General features: G+C 71.0%; 15 protein-coding genes. 13 read left to right on the top strand and 2 right to left on the bottom strand.

Annotated features, from left to right (window positions below):
* Positions 1-15 precede the first annotated feature (15 nt).
* The 9 genes from NR810_RS18140 to NR810_RS18180 are packed head-to-tail and all read left to right on the top strand — an operon-like array spanning position 16 to position 18,758.
* The gene (locus tag NR810_RS18140) at positions 16-1,959 is read left to right on the top strand and encodes an FHA domain-containing protein (RefSeq protein ID WP_257453983.1); all 1,944 of its coding nucleotides are present in this window, start codon (positions 16-18) and stop codon (positions 1,957-1,959) included.
* The gene (locus NR810_RS18145) at positions 1,956-3,032 is read left to right on the top strand and encodes a PP2C family protein-serine/threonine phosphatase (RefSeq protein ID WP_257453985.1); all 1,077 of its coding nucleotides are present in this window, start codon (positions 1,956-1,958) and stop codon (positions 3,030-3,032) included. The genes NR810_RS18140 and NR810_RS18145 overlap by 4 nt, the downstream gene beginning before the upstream one ends.
* Positions 3,032-5,218, top strand: a complete 2,187-nt coding sequence (locus tag NR810_RS18150; protein ID WP_257453987.1) for a hypothetical protein — start codon at positions 3,032-3,034, stop codon at positions 5,216-5,218. The genes NR810_RS18145 and NR810_RS18150 overlap by 1 nt, the downstream gene beginning before the upstream one ends.
* Before the next feature lies 1 nt (position 5,219).
* On the top strand, positions 5,220-7,298 hold the full coding sequence (locus NR810_RS18155) for a vWA domain-containing protein (RefSeq protein WP_257453989.1): 2,079 nt from the start codon (positions 5,220-5,222) through the stop codon (positions 7,296-7,298).
* A gap of 15 nt (positions 7,299-7,313) precedes the next feature.
* Positions 7,314-10,538, top strand: a complete 3,225-nt coding sequence (locus NR810_RS18160; protein ID WP_257453991.1) for a tubulin-like doman-containing protein — start codon at positions 7,314-7,316, stop codon at positions 10,536-10,538.
* A 1-nt stretch (position 10,539) separates the two neighbouring features.
* Positions 10,540-12,933: a hypothetical protein gene (locus NR810_RS18165; protein WP_257453992.1), complete on the top strand. Its 2,394-nt coding sequence runs from the start codon at positions 10,540-10,542 to the stop codon at positions 12,931-12,933.
* Positions 12,930-15,704 carry a DUF1998 domain-containing protein gene (locus NR810_RS18170; RefSeq protein ID WP_257453994.1) on the top strand — a complete coding sequence of 925 codons (2,775 nt, stop codon included), beginning with the start codon at positions 12,930-12,932 and terminating at the stop codon, positions 15,702-15,704. Before NR810_RS18165 ends, NR810_RS18170 begins: the two co-directional genes overlap by 4 nt.
* Positions 15,705-15,746: 42 nt before the next feature.
* Complete coding sequence (locus NR810_RS18175; RefSeq protein WP_257453995.1) at positions 15,747-17,174, top strand: serine/threonine protein kinase; 1,428 nt, start codon at positions 15,747-15,749, stop codon at positions 17,172-17,174.
* An 18-nt stretch (positions 17,175-17,192) separates the two neighbouring features.
* Entirely contained in the window at positions 17,193-18,758 is a 1,566-nt protein-coding gene (locus NR810_RS18180) for a serine/threonine-protein kinase (RefSeq protein ID WP_257453997.1), read from the top strand.
* 19 nt (positions 18,759-18,777) lie between these two features.
* Here NR810_RS18180 and NR810_RS18185 read toward each other — a convergent pair whose 3' ends face one another.
* The gene (locus NR810_RS18185) at positions 18,778-20,184 is read right to left on the bottom strand and encodes a pyridoxal phosphate-dependent decarboxylase family protein (RefSeq protein WP_257453999.1); all 1,407 of its coding nucleotides are present in this window, start codon (positions 20,182-20,184) and stop codon (positions 18,778-18,780) included.
* 131 nt (positions 20,185-20,315) lie between these two features.
* On the opposite strand from NR810_RS18185, the gene NR810_RS18190 reads away from it, so the two are divergent.
* From NR810_RS18190 to NR810_RS18200, 3 genes are all read left to right on the top strand, one after another.
* Positions 20,316-22,097, top strand: coding sequence for a hypothetical protein (locus NR810_RS18190; protein WP_257454001.1), 1,782 nt, complete (start codon positions 20,316-20,318; stop codon positions 22,095-22,097).
* A 174-nt stretch (positions 22,098-22,271) separates the two neighbouring features.
* On the top strand, positions 22,272-22,799 hold the full coding sequence (gene nrfH, locus NR810_RS18195) for a cytochrome c nitrite reductase small subunit (RefSeq protein ID WP_257454002.1): 528 nt from the start codon (positions 22,272-22,274) through the stop codon (positions 22,797-22,799).
* Positions 22,796-24,220, top strand: a complete 1,425-nt coding sequence (locus tag NR810_RS18200; protein WP_257454005.1) for an ammonia-forming cytochrome c nitrite reductase subunit c552 — start codon at positions 22,796-22,798, stop codon at positions 24,218-24,220. The genes nrfH and NR810_RS18200 overlap by 4 nt, the downstream gene beginning before the upstream one ends.
* Positions 24,221-24,290: 70 nt before the next feature.
* Here the strand turns inward: NR810_RS18200 and NR810_RS18205 are convergent, their stop codons facing one another.
* Entirely contained in the window at positions 24,291-24,929 is a 639-nt protein-coding gene (locus NR810_RS18205; RefSeq protein ID WP_257454007.1) for an SGNH/GDSL hydrolase family protein, read from the bottom strand.
* A 114-nt stretch (positions 24,930-25,043) separates the two neighbouring features.
* On the opposite strand from NR810_RS18205, the gene NR810_RS52140 reads away from it, so the two are divergent.
* Positions 25,044-26,015: a 3-oxoacyl-[acyl-carrier-protein] synthase III C-terminal domain-containing protein gene (locus tag NR810_RS52140; protein WP_306818278.1), complete on the top strand. Its 972-nt coding sequence runs from the start codon at positions 25,044-25,046 to the stop codon at positions 26,013-26,015.
* Positions 26,016-26,032 lie beyond the last annotated feature (17 nt).

Consider the following 26,032-nt stretch of genomic DNA (forward strand, 5'->3'; position numbering starts at 1 on the left):
AGAGGGGGGATGCCCATGCATCGCACAGTCGTCGTGACCGCGGGGTTGCTCACCGCGCTCCTCCTGGGTGCGCCCGCATCCGCCGCGGACAATGGACTCACCGTGCTCACGGCTCCGCCCGCGGCCCAGGGGAAGACCCGGCTCCAGGTCGAGGTCAGGGACGCCGCCCTCCAGAAGGAGCTCCGGTCGGCCGGGGCCTCGCCGGATCGCTTCCGCATCGCCGTGGAGCAGGCCGGCGCCCAGGTGACGGCGGTGCGCCGCATGGCCGACTCCGGGGAGGGCCGCTACACGGTCCTCGCCTTCGACCAGTCCAGGTCCTTCTCCACCTATTGGCCACGCGCCTTCGAGCTCGCCAGGGCCTACGTGGACGCGCTCGGCGCCCGGCCCCGGAACCACACCGTGGCGGTCATGACCTTCGGGCAGGGCAAGACCACCCACTGCGAGGAGACCACCGCCGCCAGACTCGAGGCCTGCCTGGACAAGGTCCAGCAGCTCGGCACCCATCAGCTCGTCACCCGGCTCAAGTTCTACATCCGCGATGCCGTGCGCGAGGCCGCGCGCGAGCAACCGCTCACCCGGGGGGGCTCGCGCGAGGTCATCGTCTTCACGGATGCCGGTGAGGAGTCGGCCGCGCTCAAGGTGAAGGACCTCGCGAGCGAGGCACGCGAGCGGGGCGTGCGCATCCACCTGGTCGTCTTCAGTGGCAGGGGCAGCGGCAAGGGCATCGCCCAGCGGCTCGATGAGATGTCCCAGCTCGCCGAGGGCTCCGGAGGCCGCTACATCCAGGAGGGGGACGTCGATGCCCGGCAGGCGCTCACCGGGCTCGTGAGCGCGTTGGAGCACATCTACTGGCTGGACGTGGCCTTCTGTGGCGTGAAGCCCGGACAGCGCTCGGACCGGCTCTCCATCGAGGCGCTTTCGGGCAGTGCTCCCGTTGCGTGGAGCGATGCCGTCTCCTTCCGTCAGAGCGCCGAGGGCGGTGCGACGGCCGCCTGCCCCAGTACGGTCGCCACGGGCTCCTCTCCGGTGCATCCGGGGACGGCGTCCAGGCCCGGTACTCCGGGGAAGGGCACCTCCGGGTCCGCCTCGCGACCTGGCACCACGGCAGCGGGCAACCCTGGGGCCTCGACGCAGCCGGGGTCGGCGACCGGCAGCCCTGGAATGGCGACGCAACCCGGGGGCATGACGGGGACTCCTGGCGGCACGCCCCAGCCGGGTACAGCGGCGGGTGCGCCCGGAGCGACGACGCAACCGGGTGGCTCGGGGACGCCCGGGGTCGAGCAGGCGTCGCGAGCGTTTCCCTGGTGGCTGATCGCGCTGCTCCTCGCTCTGGGGCTGATCCTGCTGCTCACGATCATCGCGATACTCACCCGGCGCCGCTCGGAGCCCGCTCCCGCTCCCCAGGTAGCTCCGCCCGTGGCCGCGCCGCCTCCCGCTCCTCCAATGCAGGCCGAGCCGCCTCCAGCCGCTCCGGCGGTGTGGAAGGATCCGTTCGCCACCCTGCCGGAGACCCGGCTGGTGGTGACCCGGGGTCCCGCCGGACTCGAGCCCTTCTACCGGGTGCACAAGTCCTCGTTCACCATCGGCGCCCGGCCGGGAGAGATGGACCTCGTCATCGAGCTGCCGCAGCTCAGCGGCCATCACGCGACCGTGCAACTCTTCAAGGCGGGCAATGTCTTCATCAAGGACGAGAACTCCACCAACGGCACCTTCGTGGACGGGCGCCGCCTCAACCCGGGCGAGCGCGTCCAGGTGAAACCCGGCCAGCGCATCCTCCTGTCGCAGCACCTGGAGCTCACCCTGGAGCAGCCTGGACTCCAGCCGGCTGCGGAGCCTGCCCCGGCCGGTGCACCCCTCGTCGAGGCGCCTCCGTCCGCGCCCGCCGCTCCACAGCCCGCGGAAGCCCCCCGGCCGAAGTCCCGGACCCTCTACTCACCCGCGAGAGGAGATGACGAATGAGCCTCCCGCTCTACATCCACGGAAATTCCGATGTCGGCCGCCAGCGCGCGCAGAACGAGGACTCCTTCCGTGTGGCCGCCCATCCGGATGGTTCCCGGCTGCTCCTCGTTTGTGACGGCATGGGCGGGCACGAGGCCGGTGAGGTGGCCAGCCAGGTGGCCAGCGATCGCATCGTCGAGGTCATCGCCGCCAGCTCGCCCGACAACCCGCCCCGCGCCCTCTACCAGGCGTTCGTCGAGGCCAACCAGGCCGTCCTCGACGCCGTGAGCACCCGGGGCGCGGAGGGCATGGGGACCACGGGGGTCGCCGCCTGGGTGCTGGGCTCGCGCTGCTATGTGGGGTGGGTGGGCGACAGCCGCCTCTATCAGTTCCGGGACGGCGCGCCGATCGAGCGCACGCGAGACCACACACGCGTCGCCCAGATGGTCAGCCAGGGCATCCTCACGGCCGAGGAGGCCCGGCACCATCCCGAGGCGCACGTGCTCGTGATGGCGCTGGGAGGAAGCCCGGGCGTCCAGAAGATCTTCAAGCCCGAGGTGTGGACGGACCCGCTGGAGCTGCGGTCCGGCGACGTGGTGCTGCTGTGCAGCGATGGGCTGTACGACCTCATCGAGGACCACGAGCTGTATCCGCTCATCGAGGGCCGCGACTACCAGGAGGCGGTGGAGCGGCTCATCCATACCGCCAACGAGCGCGGGGGAACCGACAACATCTCGGTCATCCTGCTCGTGGTGGGCCAGCCCGAGGTGCCGCGCGTGGCGAATGGCCCGCGGGCGTCTCGGCGGGAGACGCTCCCGGATGGGATGCCGATGCTCGCGCCGGTGTCCCCGGTGCGGCCCGAGCCCGAGGAGCGCGCCACGCGGCTTCCCGAGCCCCTCAAGGTGGAGCCCCTCGCTCCGGTGGTGCCCGCGAGCCCGGATACGCCCGTACAGGCGGGGCGCACCGGGCGCCGTGTTCCCCTGTGGTGGTTGCTCGCGACGGGCCTCGTGGCCCTGGGTTTGGGCATTGGTCTGGGACTGAGGGCCTCCAGCAAGACGCCGCCCGACAATTCCGGGCAGGCCGAGGGCAAGTGATGCACCGTGCGCTCCCGGTGCTGCTCGCCGTGGTCTCGCTGCTGCTGCGAGCCGCTCCCGCCCGGGCCGCGGAGACCTACTGCGTCGGCGGGTACGATGGGTTTCCGCCGAACGTGGTGGCCGCGTGCGACCAGCCCGCCATCCGGGCGCTGCACCCGCGCTGGCACGATCACATCTACGTCTTCGACGGCAAGGAGTGCTCCCTCTGCTACGACGAGGTGGACGACACCTGTGAGACGGTGTTCCTCGCCCGGAATCCCCGCTACCAGTCGATCGACGAGTACGACTGCGCCCGCCTGGGCGAGAGCCACCGGTCCGGTGAGCTGCTTGCCCACGTCATCGATGGCAAGCCTGTTGTGCCTCCTCCGCCGCCTCCTCCGGTGCAGCTCGAAGCCCGGGTGGAGCGCATCACCCCTGGCCCCTATACCGCAGGGGACAAGCTCTCCGTGGTGGGGGCCGTTCGCGACGACACGGGCCTGTTGCGCCGGATTTCCGGAGGACTCTTCCGCGTCGTGGACGCCAGCGGGAAGAGCACCGAGTACCGTGGGACCGTACAGCCTGATGGCACGGTGGTGGCCGACTTCATCCTTCCGCCCACCGCATCCGCCCGCATCGAGTTCGTTCCCGACATGCCTCCGCTCGCCCAGGGGGAGACGCTTCGCGCCGCGGCCTCCGAGGCCCAGGAACTGAAGGTGGAGGTCTGCGGCTTCCGGGCTCGCATCGTCCAGCCGGGGGTGAGCGAGTCACTCGTCTCTGGACAATCCACGCCGCTGCGCGCGGCACTCTTCGACGCCGCGGGGCAGGTGCCCGTGACGGCTCCGCCTCCAGGGCTTGCTCTCTCGTTCACCCTGCAGGTGGAGGGGGCGCCGGAGCTGAATCTCGCCGCGGACAAGGACCTCTCGGCGGCCTGGACGCCACCCGCTTCCCCCCAGCCTCGCGAGGTACGGATCAGCGCGGGAGGGCGCATGGGGGACCGTGTGGTGTGTCCCGCCGCCGGTGAAGTGACCGTCACGGTGAGTGACCTCGGGTTGGGCCTGGACACCTCCGAAATGCCGTCCACCTGCTACGTCGGGCTCCCGTGCTCCGTCGTGATGAAACTGCGACGGCCGGAGCCAGGGCCCGGGCGGCAACGGGTGGACGCGCTCCTGACGGACCCCCAGGTGGTGGCCCGCATGGTGGACAACGGGGAGGAGCGCTACCGCGGGCCGACTCGTGTGGACGACCGGTACGCGTTCGTCGTGACCTACGACAAGCCCAAGTCCGCGAGCTGGTCGCTCGTGTTCGAGACGCCTCGGGGGCTCGTCTCCCTGCCTACGCAGGAGGTGCGGGTGCGCCCCCAATTGAAACTGGAGCTGCCGGCGGAGCTGGACTTCGGCACCGTCAACGCGGGCACCTCCGTGGAGCGGACCTGCCACGAGCTGGACTTCAGCCAATCCCAGGCCGTCGAGGAGCAAGGCTTCCTCCTCCGTGCCGAGGGGCTCGACGGGTGCCAGGCGCGGCCCGTGACTCCCTTCGTCAACGCGGCGGGAGGGACGGAGTGGCCGGCTCTGGTGCCCGCGTCTGGTGGCGAGGGGCTGACGCTCACGGTGTCGGACCCGAGGGCGCGCTCGCTCGACATCTGCCTCGAGGTGCCCCGGTGTGCCGGAGAGGTGTCACCGGACTCGGCCGTGCTGCGCGTGGTGCCGCTCACCTCCGAGTTCAAGGCCCAGGAGAAGACGGTGCGCCTGCGCTGGAAGGTCGAGGGCCGCGGCTTCCTCGGCTGTCATGGCGCTTGGGTGTGGTCCTCCCTGGGGCTGCTCGGCTTCGGAGTCCTCCTCGCGGGTTTCACGCAGCCCGCGCGCTTCCCGTCCGGTGCGTCCATCCGCGTGGCCGGGAGCGAGCGCGGCATCCGTCAATCCTCCGCCATCCTCCTGCGGGACTGTCCCGGCAGCAGCCCCGGCTTCTACCGTGACGCCCGGTTGGGATTGCACGGCGATGGCGAGGTGAACGGCCGCACCCGGAACGCGGTCATCCTCCTGCGCGCCACCCGGGGTGCTGGCGTGGTGCTGACGGGCATGGGTCCCCTGGAGCAGCAGGACCGCCGCACCCTCAAGTGGGAGCCGGTGGCCGACCTCGCTCAGGGGCACGTTCCTTCCCCCTCGGTGCTGTACCGGGCCGGGGGCACGTACTTCAAGGTGGAGCTCTAAGATGATGCTCGCGCAGCTCGTCCTGCCCCTGCTCCTCACCAGCGCGGCTGGCAGTGGCAACGAGATCGTCCTCATCCTCGACAACTCGTGCTCCATGGGCGTGGAGGCTCGGGACCAGACGACAGGCCGCCGGGTTCCGCCCAATGACCCCGAGCGCGCCGCGGTGCTCGGCACACTCGTCGTCGAGGGGCTGGCGCGTGGTTCGGCCGACCGGGTCAGCGTGCTGGCCTTCGGCGATGGCAAGGAGGCCCCGCCCCGCCCGGCCCAGAGCGCGGACGACATCCGCGCGCTGCCGTACTCCAATGGCACCTACTTCCGCCGCCCGCTGGAAGAGGCGGGCAACCGGCTGCGGGGCTCGGCGCTCCAGAACCGGCTGTTCCTCTTCTTCACCGATGGCATTCCCGAAGACCTCCGAGACCCCGCCGAGGGTCCTCGCGCCCTGGGACTCTCCGAATCGGCGGACTTCGAGACGCTGGTCATCGGCCTGTTCGGTAGCGACGAGGTCCGTCAGACGGGCGAGCAGTTCCTCCAGCCGCTGGCGCGCAACCCGCAGGATCTCGTCTTCGTCCAGACGCCGCGCGAGGTGATTGGCGCCTTCACACGAGGCTATGCCCGAGTGCTGGGCTCGCGGCCGGAGACGGGCTCGCTGTCTTCCGGAGAGTCGAAGACGTTCGAGGTGGGCAAGTACGTGGTGGAGGTGCTGGTGGCCACCGCGTCCGCCTCTCCCGGGCCCGCGTATACCGCGAAGCTGGACGGTCCCCAGGGCGACGTTCCGTCCCAGGCCTCTGGTAACAACGGCTGCCCGCCCGGCATCCGCTATTCGGGCGCGCCCAGGCTGTGCCAGCCGCCGCACCGCCACTATCAGGTCTTCCGCGCGCCCAACTCGCCGGACCAGCGCAGCCAGTGGACGCTGTCTCTGCCTCGGGGCTCGGGTCCCATCGATTACGGTCTCATCCTCCGCTATGACCTCGAGGCCTCCCTGGCCGTGCCGTCCACCGCGCGGGTGGGCGAGCCGGTGCAACTCGACGCGCGGCTGCTCTTCCGTGGGAAGACCTTCGACGACGAGACCTTCTTCCAGGCCGACGGCTTCACGGCCGTGGCCACCCTCGAAGGCCAGGAGGTGCCCCTGCGCCACGCCGGGGGAGGGCGCTTCGTGGCGGACTGGACGCCTTCACAGCCCTCGGTGGACGGCGCCGCGACGCCCGTGCGGGTGACGTTCCGCAACGCGTGGATGGAGCAGTCCGCGCGCCGGACCGTGCAGGTGGAGGGCTTCATCGACTTCGCCCTGGTGCCGGACCCGGCCTCGCTCGACCTCGGCGAGTGGCGGGGCGAGCGTCGTGAGACACAGCGATGCTCCACGGTGGACCTGTCCCGCTCCACCAACGCGGACCGCATCCCCATCACCTGCGTCTCTGAGGGGAGCGTGGAGGGCGGTGTGCTCTCCTGTTCTCCCGTGGCGGGCTCGGAGGCGGATCTGGGCAATGGCCGCAAGGGACAGCCTCTCAAGTACCAGGTGTGTTTCGCCGCCGAGGGCTGCTGCGGCCAATTGGCTCCGCCAGGGCTCGGGGTGCGCTTCGCCGCGACCCACCCGCACTACGCGGGCGCTGCCGTGCTCGTTCCGACGCGCGCGAAGGTGGGCGAGACGGGCTGGCTGCGCTGCTGGTGGCCCTGGCTCGCCCTGGCTGGAGGGATGCTTTTCTTCGGCTGGGTGGTCATGGGCTTCGTCCGGCCGAACAACTTCGACCCGGCGGCCAGCGTCTACGTGGCCGGCTCGGAGCTGGGGCTCAAGCGCGCCTCGGCGCTCGTGCTGAACGAGACACCGGGAGGCCGGCGCGGCTTCTATCGCAACGCTCGAATGTGCCTGAACGCGGGAGGTGACTTCGTCCGTGCTCCGCGTGCGGCCGTGCTCGTACTCGAAGCGGGGCCCGGTGGCTCCACGCGTTTCGTCACCGCCGCGGGCCTCGAGCGCAAGGTGCAGAGGACCGGGAAGTGGGAGCCCGTTCCGGCCGAGGAGCTGGCCCTCGGGTACACGCCCAACGTGCTATATCGGATTGGCAATCTCTACATGAAGTGGAGCTGAATCGGAGGGGGAGCCTTGGGGCTGCTCGCGACGGAGAAGTTCAACCCGACCTTGTTCGTGGGTCTCGGTGGTAACGGCGGGAAGATCGTCCAACTGCTCGCCGGCCGGTTGCGCCGTCATCCCAACTGGGAGCGCATCAAGTCGATGACCCACTTCGTGGCCATCGACACCAACAAGGACGACCTGGACAAGCTCAAGGACGTCCCGGTGGAGAACCGCTTCCTCGTCTCCGCCTTCGATGCGCGCGCCTATATCGAGCGCAAGCGCGGCCAGCGTGAGCTCCAGGAGGATCCGCTCGTCACCCAGTGGGTCCCCTCCAGCTACCAGTTCCGCTCCACCCAGGGCGCCGGCGCCGGGCAGATCCGCATGGAGAGCCGCCTGCGCCTCTACTACAACCTCGAGGAGGACCGGCGCGGCATCCGCAAGGCCCTCCAGAAGCTGCTCGATGAGTCCACCCGCCGTGAGAACCCCTGGCGCGACAACGAGAACCGCGTCGTCCGGGTGATGCTCTATGGCTCGGTCGCTGGCGGCACGGGCTCGGGCGGCTTCCTGCCCATGGCCTACCTGCTGCGCCGCATGGTGCTCGACGCGGGCTGGGGCCGGCCCAACGTGGTCGGTGTGCTCACCCTGCCCACCGCCTTCCTCGACAAGGTGAAGCCCCAGCTCCACCCGGACATCCTCGCCAACGGCTATGCCGCCCTCAAGGAACTGGAGTACCTCAACCGCCAGCTCGACTACGCGGGCGGCGTGAGCGAGCTCGAGTTCCACTACGACCCGGGCACCCAGGACCGCAGCCGCCAGACCGTCGCCGAGCGGCCCTTCACGCTCACCTACCTCATCGACCGGCCCGACCAGCTCTCCATCGAGAAGTACGAGAACGCGGTGGCCGACGCCTGCTACCTGCAGATCTTCTCGCCGCTGCTCGGCGCGCAGGCCGGCGAGTACGACAACTACGAGAAGCACCAGAAGAAGCTCGCCCTGGGCCACTTCTCCGTGCACTACGGCTCGTTCGGCACCGCGCTGCTGCAACTGCCCCGCCGTGACCTCCTCAAGTACGCGGGCCTGCGCTACGTGGCGAGCGCCTTCCGGCAGTTCCTCTGCTTCGGCGCGGACCACCCGGACTTCCAGGTGCCCTACGGCGACCCGGCCTTCCAGCGGCTGGAGCCCAACGAGAAGAACCGCCGCATCGACGAGAAGTTCAAGGGCTACGTCGCCTTCCGCGCGGGCGAGGAGGAGCGCCGCGACGAGAAGGGCCAGTTCTACGGAATCCAGCAGCAGATCGGTAAGGGCGGGAAGAACCTCGCCGAGGCCTTCCGCGAGAAGCTCGAGGCCATCTTCGGGAAGCTGGACGAGCAGATCGACATCCCCGACGTGGAGAAGCAGTCCATCAACCCGGGCAACCCGTCGTTGAGCCGCGCCATCGCGGTGCTGCGCCGGGCCAAGGACGAGTCGCGCGCCCGCGTGTGCGGCGAATACCTGGAGGCCCAGCGCGGCGACGTGCGCACCGGCCGCTTCTTCGAGTCCTTCTTCAAGGAGTACGAGGTCAACCCCATCTCCCAGCGGCTCTTCCTCATCCGCCTGCTGGAGCAGTCCTTCATCGTCCCCTTCAAGGACCCGGAGGAGGGCGCCTACCTCAAGGCCGACGGTTCTCCGCCCGACCTGGACAGCCCGGAGCTGCGCCAGGAGATTGCCCGGCTCGACGCGGAGATGGCCCGGCAGGCCAACCCCGGTTTCCTGCAGAGCCTCACGGACCGCGACAACAAGGCCTTCGCCACCGCGAAGCTGCGCTCCGTGGCCAAGGTGGAGAGCTGGGCCAACGAGTTCCGCGACGAGATCAAGCGCTTCTTCTGGAAGTCCTTCGAGAGCGAGCTGCGCAAGGACGCCGAGGCCCGGCTGGAGTCCTTCCGCAAGGTGGCCCAGGTGGCCGACGAGCGCGCTCGTGACTCCGAGTCCCAGGCCGAGCGTTTCCGCAAGGATCCGGCCGCCGTGGACGCGGGCTCGGACGTGGCCCAGTACTACCTGGACGCCGAGGTGCTCCGCGATGACCGGCGCCGCGAGCGGCTGTGGAAGGAGTTCTACGCCCACAAGCTCGACAGCGACGCCAACTTCCGCGCGGCCGACATCTTCGACGCCGTCACCGAGGCCTTCACCCCGGTGAGAGACCCCAGCGGCCAGCTCCGCGCCCGTGACGCCAACGAGATCGTCCAGCACGTGCGCGGCAAGCTGGAGACCCAGGCCCTCCAGGTCTACGGCCGGGTGATGGAGGAGATGGGGCTCGACCTGGCCACGGGGCTCGACCTGGAGCAGCGCTACATCGCCCTGCACAAGGCCGGGAAGGACCTCGAGGAGCTGCGCCGCAAGGGCAAGCTGGAGGAGGAGCTGCGCGCCGTGTCCGCCACCGAGGTGCGCCGCGGCATCGAGGACCGGCTCAAGCGCCTGTCCGACGAGTGCGTGCTCCTGGCCCACGTCGACGCCACGCGCCGGGACGATCCCACGGTGACGCCCGCGGACGTCTTCTACGCCGGGCTGCACGACAAGTACGCCAGTGACGAGGAGGGCTCGCTGTGGAGCATCCTCAAGGGCGTGGTGTCCGGCTCCAACCGCGTGACGGGCTGGGAGGAGCGGGACTCGCTGGTGCTCTACCGCGCGCTGCTCGGCGTGCCCGTGTACTGGTTCAAGAACGTCCAGTCCGAGCTGTACGCCGGCTACAAGCGCGTGCGCGACGACAAGAACCGCAGCTACCCGCTGCACATCGAGGCCGCCTGGGAGTCCCAGCCGGGTCTGCCGGATCTGGATCCGGTGGAGCAGAAGCGGGCCGACGAGCGCCGCGCCGCCGAGCGCGCCGCCCAGTCCACCCGCGAGGCCCGCGACTCCCGCCTGCGCGCCTTCACCCTGTGCGCCCTGTTCGGCGGCATCTCGCGCGACGAGGAGGGCTACCACTGGAGCTTCGCCGGCACGAAGAACAAGCTGGCGCCGGACCGCGCGCGTGCCTTCGAGGCCTTCGAGGCCCTTGATCCGGTGCTCCGCGACGACCTGGAGAAGAGCGCCCGTGACTCGTGGGTGAACGCGACGGCGGAGCGGCCCTCGCGCAACAAGCTGCTGGAGGAGGTGCAGGCCCACCAGCGCCGCCTCACCGAGGCCTACGCACGCGCCGTCGCCGAGCAGAAGGACGCCGAGCGCCGCTTCATCCAGGACGAGCGCACCGTGGTGGAGGCACTCGCCGCCGAGCTGAGGAGCTAGCTTGGACGCCGCCGTCTCGTACCCCACCGTCCTCCTCGGGCTGGGGCGCTTCGGCCACGAGGTCATCGGCCGCGCCCTCCAGTCCCTGGAGGCCTCTTCGCCGCTGCTGGGTGTGCTGCGCTGCGAGCCCTCGGGCGTGGCCGCGGGGCTCCAGCCCCTGTTGGAGGATCTGCTGCGCGCGGGCCGTGGTTCGGGCGAGCGGCGCGACCAACGGTTGGACATCGTCGCCTTCGCCGCCGCGCTGCAGGGCGGCGGCGAGGACCTGCTCACCGCGTGCGAGCAGGCCGCGCGGCTGCTCGCCGAGGGCTATGGCGCCATGTTCCCTCCGGATCGGCCTCCGGAGCAGCGCACCGCCACGTTGCACCTCGTGGTGCAGGTGCCGGCGCTGTCCAACCCCCGCGCGTCCGTGGCCCTCTCTCGACTCGCCGCCCTGGAGAGCTGGGCCCGCGCCCGCCCCGTGTTCCCCCTGGTGGCCCGCATCTGGCTCGTGTCCCAGCAGACCGCCGCTGGCACCCTCACCTCCGAGGAGATGGTGTCCTCGTGCGCTTCCTTCGCGCTCGGCATGGTGGCCTCGGGGCTGCGCACCGAGGATGAGGTGTCCCGCCGCATGGCCCACCCGGCGCGTGACGAGGGGCTCGTGGGCTTCGTCTCGCTGGCCTCGGTGGAGCTGCCCGAGTCCCGCCTGCGTGCCTATGCCGCCGCCCGTGCCGCCTATGACGGACTGGGCGTGCTGGTGACGCGCGTGCAGGAGCCCGTGGCCGACGCCACCCTGGCCATGGGGGCCGTCTCCGCGCTTCAACATGACCGCTGGCTCGCGCCCTTCGTCGAGGGCCAGGCCGCGCAGCTCTCCCGGCGCCTCGCCGCCGAGCTGTCCCGCTCGCCGGTGGATCTGCCCGCCGACATCCGCGTGGGGCCCCTCGATACCCCCGAGGAGATCCGCGCCAACCACTCCGGGCTCTTCAAACCGGCCTCGGTGGAGGCCGCGCCCACCACCGTGGACCAGGCCCGCACCGACGAGACCTTCCGCGCGCTCGACCGCGCCGAGGCCGAGGTGGCCGCCTCGGTGGAGCAGGGCATCCAGGCGGTGTTCGATGCCTCGCTCGGGCCCACCTCGGGCCTGTTCCAGCTCCCCGCCGTCGAGCAGGGGCTGAAGCGCGTCATCGCTCATCTCCACGACGAGCAGGCCCAGGAGGAGGCGACCCTGCGGAAGTTGGACCCCTCCCAGCCTCCGGGCCCTCCTCCGGATCCGCACCGCGAGGAGCTGGAGCACGCCCTGCTGGAGCTGCCCTCGAAGCGGCTGGCGCTCGCGGCCGCCGCGGCGCTCGCGCTGGCCGTGCTGCTGGGCGTCTCCTTCGGGACGCTGTCCCTCATGACTCCGGCCGTGGTGCCCGCGGGTGGCACGCCCTCGCTCCAGGTAGCCGCGCCCACCGCTCCGGCCGCCACCGGCTTCGACTGGCGCGAGGCCCTGCCGTGGATTCTCGGGGCGCTCGCCGCGCTGGGCACCGGGGGCGGGTGGCTCTACTTCGTCGGCAACCACACCCGCAAGGAAGTGCGCCGTGTGCTGAAGCTCCGGCGCGATGCGCTGGAGTCGCTCGTCAGCCGCGGTGGGGGAGGGCGGCGCGCGAAGCAGGCGGAGTTGCAGCTCGTGGTGCGCCGCAAGCGTGCCCGCCGGGGTGCCATCCTCGCCCTGGAGAACGCCGTGGCCCGGTTGCAGGCCGTTCGCCGCGCGCTCCTGGAGGCGAGGGATCGCAAGCGCCAGGAGCTTCAGGCGCTCGGGGTGAACCCGGCCGCCGAGGCCCGGTTGGATGACCTCGGGCCGCTGCTCGGCGCGGGGGGACTGCTCCATGGCTCGCTCATGCCTCCGGAGGTCCTCAGCCGGTGGATCGCCGCCCGCCGGGAGATCTCCGAGGACCGTGTCTGGGCCGACCGGCTCCTCGAAGGTGCCTGGCCCGAGGGCGGGCTGCTCGAGGACGTCCCGTGCGGCGACCCCGAGCGCATCACCGAGCTGAGCCGCCGTCAGGTACGGCCTCTCGCCGAGCGCAGCGTGCTGGATGACGCCGAGGGCGGACAGCAGGCGGCGGACGTGCTGCGGGACTTCGGCTCGCGGATGGGGGCGATGCTCGCTCCTCCGTGCCAGCCGTTGAACGCCCATGGAGATCCGGTGCTCGGCATCCGTCCCGGCGAGGGTTTCGTCATCGCTCCGTCGGCGGGGCGCGAGTCGCTCGACGCCGGGCTGCGGGACGTGCCCACCCGGCTCCCCGTGCTCTGGTCTCCCTCGAAGGCCGCGCGCGTCATCTTCCTCCGCACCTGGGAGGGCCTCTCCGTGGAGGAGGTCGTTCGAGGCGCTCGTTCCATGCCGCAGCCGGCCGTGGCGGCCCCGCGAGGTACGCGATGACCTTGCAACTCCCCCATCCGGCCGTCCTGGCGACGGTCGCCTATCTGATGGTGTGGGGCCTCGTGCTCATCACGCCCGTGTTCGCCTGGGCCCTGGCGGCGCTGGTGGTGGGTCCCGGTCCCAACTCCCGCTGGCGCCGTGCCGCCCTTCCCGTGGGCAAGGGCGTCCTCTTCTCCCTGGCCCTGGTGCTCGCCACCCGGCTGGTGGAGGCCGCCAGTGCCTCCATGCATGACGGGCCGCTCGGCTGGCTCTCCGCGCTCGAGCAGGCGCTGACCCACGGCGCCACCGCGATGACGTGGTTCCCCGTGGATGCCGTCCTGCTGCTGGCACTGCCTCATGCCGCCCTCTTCCTGCTCGCGGTGGCGGTGTTCGCGTTCCAGGAGGCGAACCGCAAGTTCGGCATACCCTTCCGTGTGCCGCTCGCGGATCCGCTGGCGTTGGTCCTGGTCGTGGTGCCGGTGCTGGCCCTCATCGCCGTGGACGGAGCGTGGCGGCAGGCACGGCCTCGCGCGCTGCTCGACGTGGCCGCCGTGTTGCCCATGCTGTGCATGGCGCTCGCGGTGTGGACGCGCGCCGAGCGTCTCTCGCCTCCTCCCGTGAAGGAAGAGGCTCCCCGTCCGCAGGTGCCCGCTCCCGTGCGCGCGGATGTCCCGGCGCTCTGGCGGAAGCTGGGGGCCCTCGACGCCAGCGCGCGCCCGCTGCTCGCGACACAGGGCGCGAGCAACGCGGATGCCGCTCCGGCCTGGAGCGCCGCCGCGTGGCGGGATGCCGGTGCACTCGGGGCTCCTCCCCGGGCGCTGGAGGAGATCGCCAGTGCCTGGGGGTCGCCCCAGCAGGGCTGGCTGGTGGGCGACCTGCCCGATCCGACGGAGCGGCACTTCCTCACCTCGTGCGTGCTGCTCGCGCTCCAGCGCGAGGGTCTGCCGTGCCTCGTCATCAGCGATGAGCCGGAGGCCCTGCGCGACGCGGTGCTCGAGGCCATCTCGCGCAGTGGCTCGTGGCCCTCGGGGCCGTTGCTGGCCGGCGAGGCGGCGATGCGTGAGGCCTTCGCGGGCAACCGGATGCCGGCCGCCGTCTTCCTGGACGTGGAGCAATTGTCCGCCGGGGGCATCCGCGCGCTCGCCGAGACGCGCGGGGGTTGTGGCCGCTCGTGGGCCCGCTCCGTGGGGCTGGTGCTGTTGTCTCGCGTGGACCGGGGGACGCCGCTCGCCTCCACGCACCGCATGTTCACCCTGCGGCGGCTGGAGCTGGCGCTGTCGGCGGCCGGGGCTCGGTGGAACGTGCTGGCCACGGGCGTGGGGGGCGCGGGCACGCGCGGACTGGTGGAGCAGATGTTCCCGGGCATCTCCGTGCGCGAGGTGCCCTTCGCTCCGCGCGCCGCGGCCCCGGTGCGCGTCTGGCGCGTGGCCGAGGGCTTCCGGGCCCAGCCGGGCACGCCCTGGGTGCGCCGGGCCCTGGAGCCGGTGGTGGGGGCGAAGCTGCCCGCGGCGGTGGGAGACCCGGGTGGGGCCTTCGACCTCAAGGCCGTGGACTTCTGGGGCGGCGAGCTGCGCTTCGTCCGCGACGTGTCCCTCTTTGGGGTGGCCTCGGTGGGCACGCTGGACGAGGCGTGGCTGGTGGCCGCGTACCGGGCGCTCCCGCACCGGGTGCCGCTGGCGGACGGGCAGGCCCATGACGCGCTGTGGGGCCTCGCGGACAACCCGGTGACACGCTTCCTCACGCGGGACGGCAACCTGGATGGGCTGGCTCGCCACGGCATGCTGATGCCGCCGAGGGCGCTCGTGGGCTACCACAATGGAGCACTGGCCACGGCCCACCTCAAGGCGGCGATGCAGGAGGGCACGCAGGACGTGGAGTCCCTGGCGGCCGTCTTCGGCCGCTCGCGCGTGGAGCAGGTGCTGGGGCCGAAGTTCCGTCCCGAGCGTCACGTGGTGCGGCTGGCGCAGGGCCGCGAGCCCGTGCGCAGCCCCGTCGTCCCGGCCGGAGTGGCCGAGGCCGTCAACCCGCTGCGGCGCACCGTCAGCGAGCAGGTGGTGCGCATCCTCGACGTGCACAGCGGCCAGCTCCTCACCGAGGTGGACCGGCTGCTGGTGGAGACGCGCTACTACCCGGGCCGGGTGTTCGCCGTGGGCGACGCGCGCTACGAGGTGCCCCTGCACTCGCTGGACACCAAGCGCAACGAGCTGCGCGTCAAGCCGGTGCCCAACGACCGGCCCCTCACGAAGCCGCAGCTGCGCATCCAGTTCGAGTCCGCCCACGTGGTGGAGTCCCCGCAGACGGTGCGCACGGGGCGGTGCGTGTACCAGGTGTGCACGCTGGACGCGACGGTGGTGGAGAGCGTCACCGGCTACTCGCAGGTGGGGCGGCCGGGCAGGGTGGACGTGGGGGCGGTGAGCTGCCGCTACCGCACCCGGGTGCGCGGCGTCTTCTTCCCCGCCGCCACCACGCCGAATGTCCTCTTCCACCTGGCGCGCTCGGCGGACGGGGTGCTGGTGGCGCACCTGCTCTCCAACGACGAGGACATGGACGTGGTGCCGGTGGGGGCGGGGATGTTCCCGGAGGCCCCGGCCGGTATCGTGGTCGTGGACCGGCACCTCCAGGGCATGGGCGTGGCCGAGGCGCTGGACCTGGCGCTCGTCGATGACACGTTCAAGTGGGTTCGTGCCATCCTGGCCAACTGCAAATGCCCGAACGGGTGTCCGGAGTGCACGCCCCAGGACGTGCTCGCGTCCGGGCCCGACAAATCCGGCGTGCTCGGGCTGTTGGGATAGGCGGAGGCAATCCCCATGACGGGTGAGCGTAGAAGGGGTGACATGAACCTCCTCCAGCCGGGAACGCAGCTGGATGGTCGCTACGAGGTGGTCCGGCTGCTCGGGCAGGGCGGCATGGCCGCCGTGTATCAGGTGCGCCACCTGGGGCTGCACAGCACACACGCACTGAAGGTCCTCAACGAGGACCTGGCCCGCAGTGACGACATCCGCGGACGCTTCCTCGCCGAGGGCCGCATCCAGGCGAGCCTGCGCCATCCCCACATCGTCCAGGTGACGGAGATCGTCACCACCCCGGTGGCGGGTCTGGTGATGGACTACATCGAGGGCCCCACGCTCAGTGACTTCTGCCGTGGCCAGGGCCTGGCGCCCAAGCTGCTCCTGGACGTCTTCCTGCCCGTGCTGGACGCCATCGAGGAGGCCCACAAGCACAACGTCGTCCACAGGGATCTCAAGCCGGACAACATCATCATCGGCAAGGACAGCCGGGGCCGGCTCCAGCCCAAGGTGACGGACTTCGGCATCGCCAAGCTGCTGCAGGGGGATGGCTCGGAGGGCAAGGCGCGCACCCAGACTGGCGCGCGCATGGGCACGCTGCTGTACATGAGCCCGGAGCAGATCCGCGGGGCCGCCGAGGTGGACGCACGGACCGACATCTTCGCGTTGGGTGCCATCCTCTACGAGGCCGCCACCGGGCGCGTCGCCTTCCATGCGGAGAGCGAGTACGACACGATGAAGCGCATCGTGGAGGGCACCTACGAGCCTCCCGAGCGCGTCGTGGGGGGCCTGCCGCCCGTCATCGCCGGCTGCATCCGCAAGGCGCTGGCCGCGGACCCGGCCGAGCGCTTCCAGGACTGTGCTGCCTTCCGCGAGGCCCTGGAGAAGGCGCTCGAGCCCAACGCCGAGGCACCTGCGAAGCCCTCGCGCTCCTACGGGGTGACGCAGGTGGGGAGTACCCCGTCCGTACCGGAGCCCGAGCCCGAGGCGGCCTTCGCTCCAACGGCGATCTCCGGCCGGTTTCCTGTGAACACCGCGCGCCTGCCATCCGTGCCGCCCCCTCCCGTTTCGGCGCCTCCGGTGCCCACGCCCCCTCCGGCGCCCATGGCGTCCCCGGTTCCTCCCGTAGCCCCGGCCCGGCCGGCGAGCCCCGCGCTTCCGGTGGTGGTTCCGCCCCGGTCGATGGGTCCCGTGCCGCAGCCGCCCCGTCCGGGTGAGATTGGCCCCAGCACCACGACCTCTCCCGGTCTGGCCCTCGCGCTGAGCCTGTTCTGCTTCGGCGGGCTCGGACAGATGTACAACGGGCAGGTGTTCAAGGGCCTGTGCGCCCTGGGCCTGACGATCTTCATGGTGACGACGACGGGGGCGGGCCTGTGTGTCGTGCCCATCGTGAATACCGTGTTGGCCATCGATGCGTACTCCATCGCGTCCAAGCGCCGGAAGGGCCGCTCGGTAGGTACCTGGGAGTTCTTCTAGCTGGAGTAGAGTCGCCGCATGTTGAGCCCGGGGAACGTGGTCGAGCGCTATGAGGTGGAGCGCGAGCTGGGCGGCGGCGGCATGGCGCGCGTCTACAAGGTGCGCCATGTGGCCCTGGGCAGCGTCCATGCCCTCAAGGTGCTCGACCCGGAGCTGGTGGGGAACGCGGAGCTGCGCGCCCGCTTCCTGGACGAGGGCCGCATCCAGGCGCGTCTGAAGCACCCGAACATCCTGGGCATCACGGACGTGGTCGCCGCCCCCGGTGTCGCGGGTCTGGTGATGGACTACCTGGAGGGCGAGTCGCTCGACCGGTACCTGGCCCGCATCCAGCAGCCCCCGTCCGCGGACGAGGTGCGCGACATCTTCCTGCAGGTGCTGGAGGGCATGGGCTTCGCCCACGAGCAGGGCGTCATCCATCGAGACCTCAAGCCCTCCAACATCTTCCTGGAGCAGGTGCGCGGCCGGCGGGTGGTGCGCATCCTCGACTTCGGCATCGCGAAGGCCGCCAGCGACGAGGACAGGCCGACAACGCGCACGGGCGCGCGCATGGGCACCCCGCAGTACATGAGCCCGGAGCAGATCCGCGGGGCCGAGAACGTCACCGTCCGCTCGGACATCTTCTCGCTCGGGATCACCCTGTACGAGCTGGCCACCGCGCAGCCGTGCTTCCTGGGCGAGAGCGACTTCAACATCATGGAGAAGATCGTCCGGGCCGAGTACGTGCCTCCACACGTGGCGCACCCGGGCCTCGAGCGCCAGCTCGCCGCGACGATTCTCCAGGCGATGGAGCTGGACCCGGAGCGGCGCTTCGCCTCGTGCCGCGAGTTCGCCGCCGCGTTGGTGGCCGAGCCCCCGATCGAGCGAGCCGAGATTCCGGTCTCAGAGGCCCCGACCCCGCCCAGGGTGGAGACGCCCGCCCCGGTCCCCGAGTCCCAGGCGGCGACGCTCTTCCAGATAGCGAAGAGCCAGCGGCTCCCCAAACCGCAGAACCCGTCCGGCCCTGTCGTGGCGATCCCGCCGGCGCCGGTCGCTCCCATCCAGCAACCCGAGCTGGAACCCGTGCGGACTCCTGCCGCTCGAATCCCGGTGGTCCGGCAGGAGTCTCCCGCCGTTGCTGTCCAGGAGCCCGGGCCGGAACCCATGAGGGAGCCCGTGCGGACGCCGGCTGCTCGCGTCCCGGCGGTCGTGCAGGCTCCTCCCGCCGTCGTCGTTCAGACGCCCGTTCCTGAACCCAGGCGGGAGTCCTCGGCCCGCGTCGTGGCGGTTCGCGAGGCCGCGGCCCTCGTCATCAAGGAGCCCACGCCGGCCCCCATCGTGCAGAAGGAGCGCACCGTGACGCCGGCACCGGCCCGTGAGCGCCCCGTCCCGGTGAAGCCCGCGCCTCGTCCGGCGGTGGATGCCGAGCCGCCTCGGGGGCGCAGGGCCTGGCGCTGGGTGCTGCTCTTCGCGCTCGGGGGAATGGCGGCCATGTTCGGCTCGGGGCTCATCGGGATGCTGAGAGGGGAGGGACGGCCGCCGAACCCGCCTGTGCAGAGGAGGACGGCGGGCGGTGCTCCGGTGACGCAGCCCAGGGGCTCACCCTGAGCCATTCCGGACCCGAGGACTACGCGGCCTGTAGCTCCGTCGCGGCCGCGAGTACCTCGGTCACCACCGTCTGGACGTCCTCCGGCGTGGTGCGGTGGTTCACGAAGCAGGCGCGCAGGGCGAAGTTCCCCGACAGCGTGGCGTTGGAGAGATAGGCGCGGCCTCGCGCGTTGAGGCGTGCCAGCAGCCTCGTGTTGAACGCATTGCGCTCCGTCTCCGGAATACCCGCGACGTAGCGGAAGCACACCGCGCTCAGCGGCACCGGCGCGAGCAGCTCCAGCCTGGGCTCCGCGCGCACGAGCTCCGCCAGCCGCCGTGCGTTCGCCATGTCCTTGTGGATGGCCTCCCGGAAGGCCCGGAGCCCGTGGTAGCGCACGGACAGCCACGGCTTGAGCGCTCGGGCCCGGCGTGACAGCTCGAGGGACTCCTCGAAGAAGGCGAAGCTCTCCAAGGCGTCCGTGCTCATCGAGCGCACGTAGTCGCCCGAGAAGGAGAAGGCGCGGCGCGCGGCGGCGGCGTCCCGGAAGAGCAGCACCCCGCAGTCCACCGGCTGGTAGAGCCACTTGTGCGCGTCCATCGAGAGCGAGTCCGCCAGCGTCATGCCCTCGAAGTGCTCGGGGACGGCCAGCGCCGCCAGGGCGCCATAGGCTCCGTCCACGTGCATCCAGAGTCCGTGCCGCCGGGCGATGGCCGCCACGTCCTTCAATGGGTCCACCGCGCCGGTGTTCACGGTGCCCGCGGTGGCGACGACGGCCAGCGGGCGCCTCCCGGCGGAGAGGTCCTCGGTGATGGCGCGCTCGAGCAGCTCGGGGCGCATGCGCCACTCCGGGTCCGTGGAGATGAGGCGCAGGTTCCTCCGTCCCAGGCCGAGCAGCGCCAGGGCCTTGGGAATGGACATGTGCACCTCGGTGGAGGCGTACACCACGCCCGAGGGAGAGCCCTCCTCGTTGGCGGGGGCCTTCGCCTCGCGCGCCATCGCGAGGCCCATGAGGTTGGCCGACGAGCCCCCACCCGTGAGGCTCCCGGTGAAGCCGGGGCAGCCCACCGCGGCGGCGAGTCCCCGCACCACCGCGCGCTCCATGCCCACCAACGTGGGGGCGGAGCGCCACGCGGTGACGTTCTGGTTCAGCACGCTGGCCAGATAGTCCCCGAGCGCCCCCACCGGCTCCCCCGAGCCGAGCACGTAGCCGAGGAAGCGGGCGTTGCCGGCGCGTGTGCCGGCGATCACGGGGCCGAGCGCATCGAGCGCGGCGTCCTTCAAGCCCTCTTCGGGCAATCCCTCGGTGAAGAGGGCCTCGCTGGCGGCGCCGGTGGTGGCGGGGGCGATGGTGCGCGCATCCAGCTCCGTGAGCCACTGCTCGGCCAGGGTGGAGAGACGGTCGGCGAGGCGCCGGAAATCCGCGGGAGACAGTTCGAGCGGGTTCATGGGGCGGCGTCTTACCAGAACCCGGCCGGGAGCAGCCGGGCGCTCGGGGTATCCCACTGCCTCGGCCCCGACGCTTCTCTCCTGCGGCAGGGTGCTTTAGCTTGCCCCTCGGGACATGGGGGAGGGACGGGATGGTGGGGTTCTCGACGGCGCTGCTCGCGGCCTTGCTCGCGAGCGCGGCGCCTCTGCTTCCGGTGCGCGCGGGCAATGCGCTCACCTTGCCGGCTCAACGTCACGCGGTGCGCATCGACACGGAGGAGGGGCGGCCGCCTACCTGGCTGCTCGCCGTCCAGCAGGAGGGGGCTGGAGGGCGGGGCTTGTCCCTCTTCCGCTCGGAGGACGGGGGACGCACGTTCCGCTTCGCCGCCGCCATCCAGCCGGACGGGAGTCACCACGACCGGGCCGACATGCTCGTGGTGGGCAGGGACGTGGCACTCGTCTATTCGTGGGAGTCGCCGGGCCTGAAGCCCTCGCGCAAGCACGACGTGTACTTCCAATGGTGGCGCTACCGGCCGGACACCCACGACTGGGCTCCCCAGCCAGCCGTGCGCGTCTTCGATGCGGATGACTCCACGGCCTACACACGGGCGCTGCTCGCGCGTGACTCTCGAGGCCGGTTGTGGGTGCAGGCCTTCCGCCTGGACCCGGATGGCGGCTCCACCGCCGTGGTGTCCGTCTCCACCAATGGCGGGGCGAGCTTCCAGCGCCAGTCGAACCTGGGCCGCGTGAAGCGCCGCGGGGGCGGACGGCTGCTGAGCCTCGGCTCGAAGCTCGTCTTCATCTACGCCATGCACGACGGCTTCGAGCCCACGCGCATGCGCATCCGCGATGACGGCGACCCGCTGGACATCTGGAGCTCCGTGCGCAATGCCTTCTCCGATGGCATCTACCACGGGGCCGCGCTGAGCGCGGTCGCGGACGGCCGTGGGGGCATGCACCTCGTCTACAAGGACGAGACCGAGCGCCTCTACTACCGGCACTTCAACGGAAGCACGTTCGGCTCGCGCACGCTGTTGGAGGACTCGAGGGACTGGGCGATGCAGTCCGCGATCACCCGCGTCGGGGACAGGCTGTACGTCTTCTACAACGTCATGCGCGAGCCCAACACGGACTACGAGCTGCACGCCCGGGTGTGGGAGGGCGGGCGCTTCAGCGAGCCGGTGGTGCTCGACTCGCGTGCGACCTTCAAGGGCTACCTCAACGCCCTGGAGACGTTGCCAGAAGGGACGTCCGAGGTGCCCTGCTTCTTCGGGGAGTCTTCCGACAGCGTGCCCGCCCGGGTGGCTCGCGTGGCCCTCTCCGTGGAGGGCGCGGGAGGGGAGGGGACAGGTGGGTCCGAGGAGCCCGAGCCGGCGCCGGAACCCGGACAACTGCTCTTCGGTGACGGCTTCTCGCGCACCTCGTCGGACAGCCTCGGGCGTGACTGGGAGCTGAGCGGGCTGTGGCTGACGAATGGCCGGTACGCGGTGAGTGACCTCGACCATCCGGACGGGGACGATCTCGCCCTCGCGCTGCCCTCACGCTGTGACGACTGCCAGGTGCGGGCGTGGTTGCAGGCCTTCGCCGCGGACGAGGCGGGGGTCGTGCTGCGTGCCCAGGGCGATGCGCGCTACGCGCTCGTGTTCCTGCCGGACGGGCGCATTCAAATCCGCCGCTACCGGGACGGCCGCTTCACCGTGCTCGGCGAGGCCCGGAGCGGCCAGGCCTCGGCCTGGGAGCCCACGTCACTCTCCCTGTCCGCGTGGGGCTCGGGTCCGGTGCGGCTCTCCGCCTCGGTGAATGGGCAGGTCCGCCTCTCGGTGACGGACTCGGACGCGGCCGCCATCACTGGCCCGGGGCTCGCGGGGCTGGCCACGCCCATCGCAGGCGTCTGGTTCGACGACTTCCAGGTGCGCACGGTGGAGTCGCCGTAGTGGCCCGCGCAAAGTTTCTCCGCCTTTCCTTCCCCGGACGCAAATCCTGCACTGCGTCAGCAGCTTTTCCGCCCGTCACCTGCCCGTACACCCCTGGCCCGGGAATTGAAGCCCCGGGTCTCGGCTCAAGGCGAGCCGGCGGTGGACGCGGTGCGAGGAGAAGGGTGTGCGGCCATGAAGCGCGAGGCGGAAGGGACGGTGGGGAGGGGCTCGAACGCCCGGACCTGGCTGTTCATCACGCTGGGCGCGTGCGTGGGTCTGGCCATCGGCATCGGTGGCTTCACCTTCACCTACGCGAAGGGCTACGCGTACCTCGCCAACGATCCCGCCGCCTGCGCCAACTGCCACGTCATGCGCGAGCAGTACGAGGGTTGGCAGAAGTCGAGCCACCATGCCGTGGCCACCTGCAATGACTGCCACACGCCCCCGGGCCTGGTCGGGAAGTACGCGACCAAGGCATCCAATGGCTTCTGGCACTCGTTCTATTTCACCACCGGCGACTTCCACGAGCCCATCCAGATCCGCCCCGGCAACCGGGAGGTGACGGAGCGGGCCTGCCGCAAGTGCCACGGCGACCTGGTGGAGCCCCTCGAGGCCTCCCACGGCGCGCCAGAGACCTCATGCCTTCGCTGCCACAACTCGGTGGGCCACCCGGAAGGGCTCGGCCGGCCGGACGCGAGGGCTCAGGAGACCCGACCATGAGCAACCCCACGACACAGCCGGAGCCCTGGCTCCGGAGGTACCGGCTCGTCATCCTCGCGGCGCTCGTCTCGGCCGTGGGCGCGGTGGCGGCCACCGCCCTGCTGGTGAACATCTCCGAGCGCAAGCAGGAGGCGCGCAACCCCTTCTACCGGGTGGTGGAGCTGGACGACACCATCGAGGACCCGGCCGTCTGGGGGAAGAACTTCCCCCTGCAATACGACGACTACAAGCGCACGGTGGACCAGGTGCGCACGAAGTACGGCGGCAGCGAGGCAGTGCCGCGCACGCCCACCTCGGTGGATCCGCGCTCGGTGGTGGCCCAGTCGCGCATCGAGGAGGATCCGCGTCTGAAGACGATGTGGGCTGGCTACGCCTTCGCCGTGGACTTCCGCGAGGAGCGCGGTCACGCGTACATGCTGGACGACCAGACGTTCACGGAGCGCCAGCACGTCACGAAGCAGCCCGGTACGTGCATGCACTGCCACGGCTCGGTCTTCCTGCCCTACAAGAAGCTGGGAGACGGCGACCTCATCAAGGGCTTCGAGAAGATGAACCAGATGCCCTACGTGGAGGCGCGCAAGCTGGTGGACCACCCGGTGGCGTGCATCGACTGCCACGAGCCGAAGACGATGGCGCTCCGGGTGACGCGCCCCGGCTTCATCGAGGGCATGCGCGCGCTCAAGGCGGGCCAGGGCGTTCCCGACTACGACGTCAACGCCCAGGCCACGCGCCAGGAGATGCGCTCGTACGTCTGCGGCCAGTGCCACGTCGAGTACTACTTCAAGGGTCCGGAGAAGCGGCTGACGTACCCCTGGGCCAAGGGCCTGAACATCGATGGCATCATGGCCTACTACGAGGAGAACGGGCACAAGGACTGGGTCCACGCCGAGACGGGCGCCCCGGCGCTCAAGGCCCAGCACCCCGAGTTCGAGATGTACAACCAGGGCATCCACGCCCGCTCGGGAGTGGCCTGCGCCGACTGCCACATGGCCTACAAGCGTGAGGGCGCGATGAAGATCTCCGACCACCACGTGCGCAGCCCGCTGCTCAACATCAGCCGCGCCTGCCAGACGTGCCACAAGTGGTCCGAGGAGGAGCTGAAGGGGCGGGTGGAGACCATCCAGGACCGGCACCACAAGCTGCGCAACACGGCGATGGACGCGCTGGTGGACCTCATCCAGGACATCAAGGAGCGCAAGCTGGCTGGTGCTACCGACCTCCAGCTGGCCGAGGCCCGTGGCTTCCAGCGCAAGGCCCAGTTCTACCTGGACTTCGTGGAGGCGGAGAACTCCAACGGCTTCCACGCGCCCCAGGAGGCGGCCCGGATTCTCGGCGACTCCATCAATTTCTCGCGGCTCGGTCAGAACGCCCTGCGCAAGCAGTCCGCGCCGCCGCCGACGGAGGCTCACAAGGCGGAGTGAGCGCTCCCCGGCGTTGGATGATGATCACCTACCTGCTCGAGGGCCGCAGGAACTGAGCGGCCGGAGCGGCTCAGCCGGTGGCTTGCACGGTGCTGGCGCCGCGCTCGGCGGCCGTGTGCAGGGCGGGCCAGAAGTGCTCCGCCATGCGCATGTAGCCCACGTCCGAGGGGTGGAAGCCATCGGGCGAGAAGTAATCAGGGCTCCGGGGCAGCTCCTCCCGGCTGGGGGTGTGGAGGTCCACGCCGATGAGGCCGTGGCGGGACACCACGCGTGCCACCGCCTCGTTGAAGGACGCGATGCGCGCCGAGATGAGCTCGATGGGCAGGAAGTGGGTGGCCAGCCGCGCCACGGGCGCGAGGGACATGTCCGGCAGGTTGGCGAGCACCACCGGGGCGCCCGTGCCCACCAGTCCGCGTGCGAGCTGCTCGAGGTTGGACTCGAACTGGTGGGGCTCCACGCCGCGCCACAGGTCGTTGATGCCCACGGCGAGCGTCACCACGTGGGGACGGGCGCGGGTGGCCTTGGGGAGCTGTCCGGAGAGGACGGTGGCGCTGGTGGCCCCGCTCACGGCCAGGTTGAGCAGGCCCACGCCCGCGCGGACGCGGCGCAGCCGCTGGAAGAGGTGTTCCACGTAGCCCCCATTGCGCGCTCCCACTCCGACGCCGGAGGAGTCGCCCAGGGCTACGTATCTCAGGGAGAGTGCGCTCATAGGTCGCTCTCCATAGCGGCCAGGAGCCGGCTTCGCAGCGGCGCCCGTCTTCCTCCCCGCCCGGCAGGCGGGAGAGAGACCACATGAAGGCCGGGGTGTACTCTCTTCGAGGTGATGACGCGTCCTTCGATCTCCTTCCTGGGTTTTGGTGCCGCGCTGCCGGAGCGGGTGCGGAGCAGCGATGATCCCCTCTTCGAGCGGACCCGCGAGGCGGCCCGGGCCCAGGGCGTGTCCGAGGCTTCACTCTTCTACGGCAACCGTGAGCACCGCTGCCTGGGGCCGGACGAGTCGCTGGCCTCGCTGACCGCGAGGGCGGGGCTCGCGGCGCTGGAGGCCTCGGGGGTGCGGAGGGAGCAGGTGGATCGGCTCTACGGCTACGTCTCCGTGTCCGAGTTCATCTCCCCCAACGCGCTGTACGAGGTGCATCGGGAGATGGGCCTGGGCTCGCACACGCTGGTGGTGCCGGTGCAGTCCGACTTCGCCAACTTCGTGATGGGTGCCGTGCTGGCCTGGGAGGCCCTGCTCGCCGGACACTCGGAGCGGGCGCTGGTGGCGGTGGGGGCGGGGTGGACGCGCAACGTGGACTACGCGCAGGGCCACGCCTTCGGCATTGGCGATGGGGCGGGCGCGGCCGTGCTCGGGCCCGGGGAGCGGCTCGTCCTGGTGGACTACGCCGCCGACACCTTCAGCGACGAGTACGGGGCCATGACCATGCGCCCCCGCCCCGAGTCGGGCTTCGACACGCCGGTGTATGGGCTCGAGCCGTCCCGGGGCGTGCGGGCCTTCCTGAGCTCCGGAATGGATGGGCCGCCGAGGCTCGTCGAGCGGCTGCTGCGCAAGCATGGTCTCACCGGGGAGGACATCACCCTCGTGTCGCACCAGGCCACGCGCAAGCTGCTCGACCACTGGAACGAGAGGATCCGCCCGCGCGAGTACCTGCACACGCTCGAGGACCGAGGGAACATGGTGATCGCCTCGATTCCCGTCACCCTGGCCCGCCACTACCGCGAGCTGCGCACGAAGTACCTCGTCCTCGTCGGCCTGGGCATCGGCGCGCACCAGATGGCCCTGCTGGTGCGCGTGTAGGGCGGTGGGCTCGCGGT

Origin of the sequence: Archangium lipolyticum (assembly GCF_024623785.1) — a bacterium.
GTDB classification, from domain to species: domain Bacteria; phylum Myxococcota; class Myxococcia; order Myxococcales; family Myxococcaceae; genus Archangium; species Archangium lipolyticum.

Coding starts and splice junctions, on each gene's coding strand:
- NR810_RS18140 (WP_257453983.1), top strand. CDS start 16: ATGCATCGCACAGTCGTCGTGACCGCGGGGTTGCTCACCGCGCTCCTC.
- NR810_RS18145 (WP_257453985.1), top strand. CDS start 1,956: ATGAGCCTCCCGCTCTACATCCACGGAAATTCCGATGTCGGCCGCCAG.
- NR810_RS18150 (WP_257453987.1), top strand. CDS start 3,032: ATGCACCGTGCGCTCCCGGTGCTGCTCGCCGTGGTCTCGCTGCTGCTG.
- NR810_RS18155 (WP_257453989.1), top strand. CDS start 5,220: ATGATGCTCGCGCAGCTCGTCCTGCCCCTGCTCCTCACCAGCGCGGCT.
- NR810_RS18170 (WP_257453994.1), top strand. CDS start 12,930: ATGACCTTGCAACTCCCCCATCCGGCCGTCCTGGCGACGGTCGCCTAT.
- NR810_RS18175 (WP_257453995.1), top strand. CDS start 15,747: ATGAACCTCCTCCAGCCGGGAACGCAGCTGGATGGTCGCTACGAGGTG.
- NR810_RS18180 (WP_257453997.1), top strand. CDS start 17,193: ATGTTGAGCCCGGGGAACGTGGTCGAGCGCTATGAGGTGGAGCGCGAG.
- NR810_RS18185 (WP_257453999.1), bottom strand. CDS start 20,184: ATGAACCCGCTCGAACTGTCTCCCGCGGATTTCCGGCGCCTCGCCGAC.
- NR810_RS18190 (WP_257454001.1), top strand. CDS start 20,316: ATGGTGGGGTTCTCGACGGCGCTGCTCGCGGCCTTGCTCGCGAGCGCG.
- nrfH (WP_257454002.1), top strand. CDS start 22,272: ATGAAGCGCGAGGCGGAAGGGACGGTGGGGAGGGGCTCGAACGCCCGG.
- NR810_RS18200 (WP_257454005.1), top strand. CDS start 22,796: ATGAGCAACCCCACGACACAGCCGGAGCCCTGGCTCCGGAGGTACCGG.
- NR810_RS18205 (WP_257454007.1), bottom strand. CDS start 24,929: ATGAGCGCACTCTCCCTGAGATACGTAGCCCTGGGCGACTCCTCCGGC.
- NR810_RS52140 (WP_306818278.1), top strand. CDS start 25,044: ATGACGCGTCCTTCGATCTCCTTCCTGGGTTTTGGTGCCGCGCTGCCG.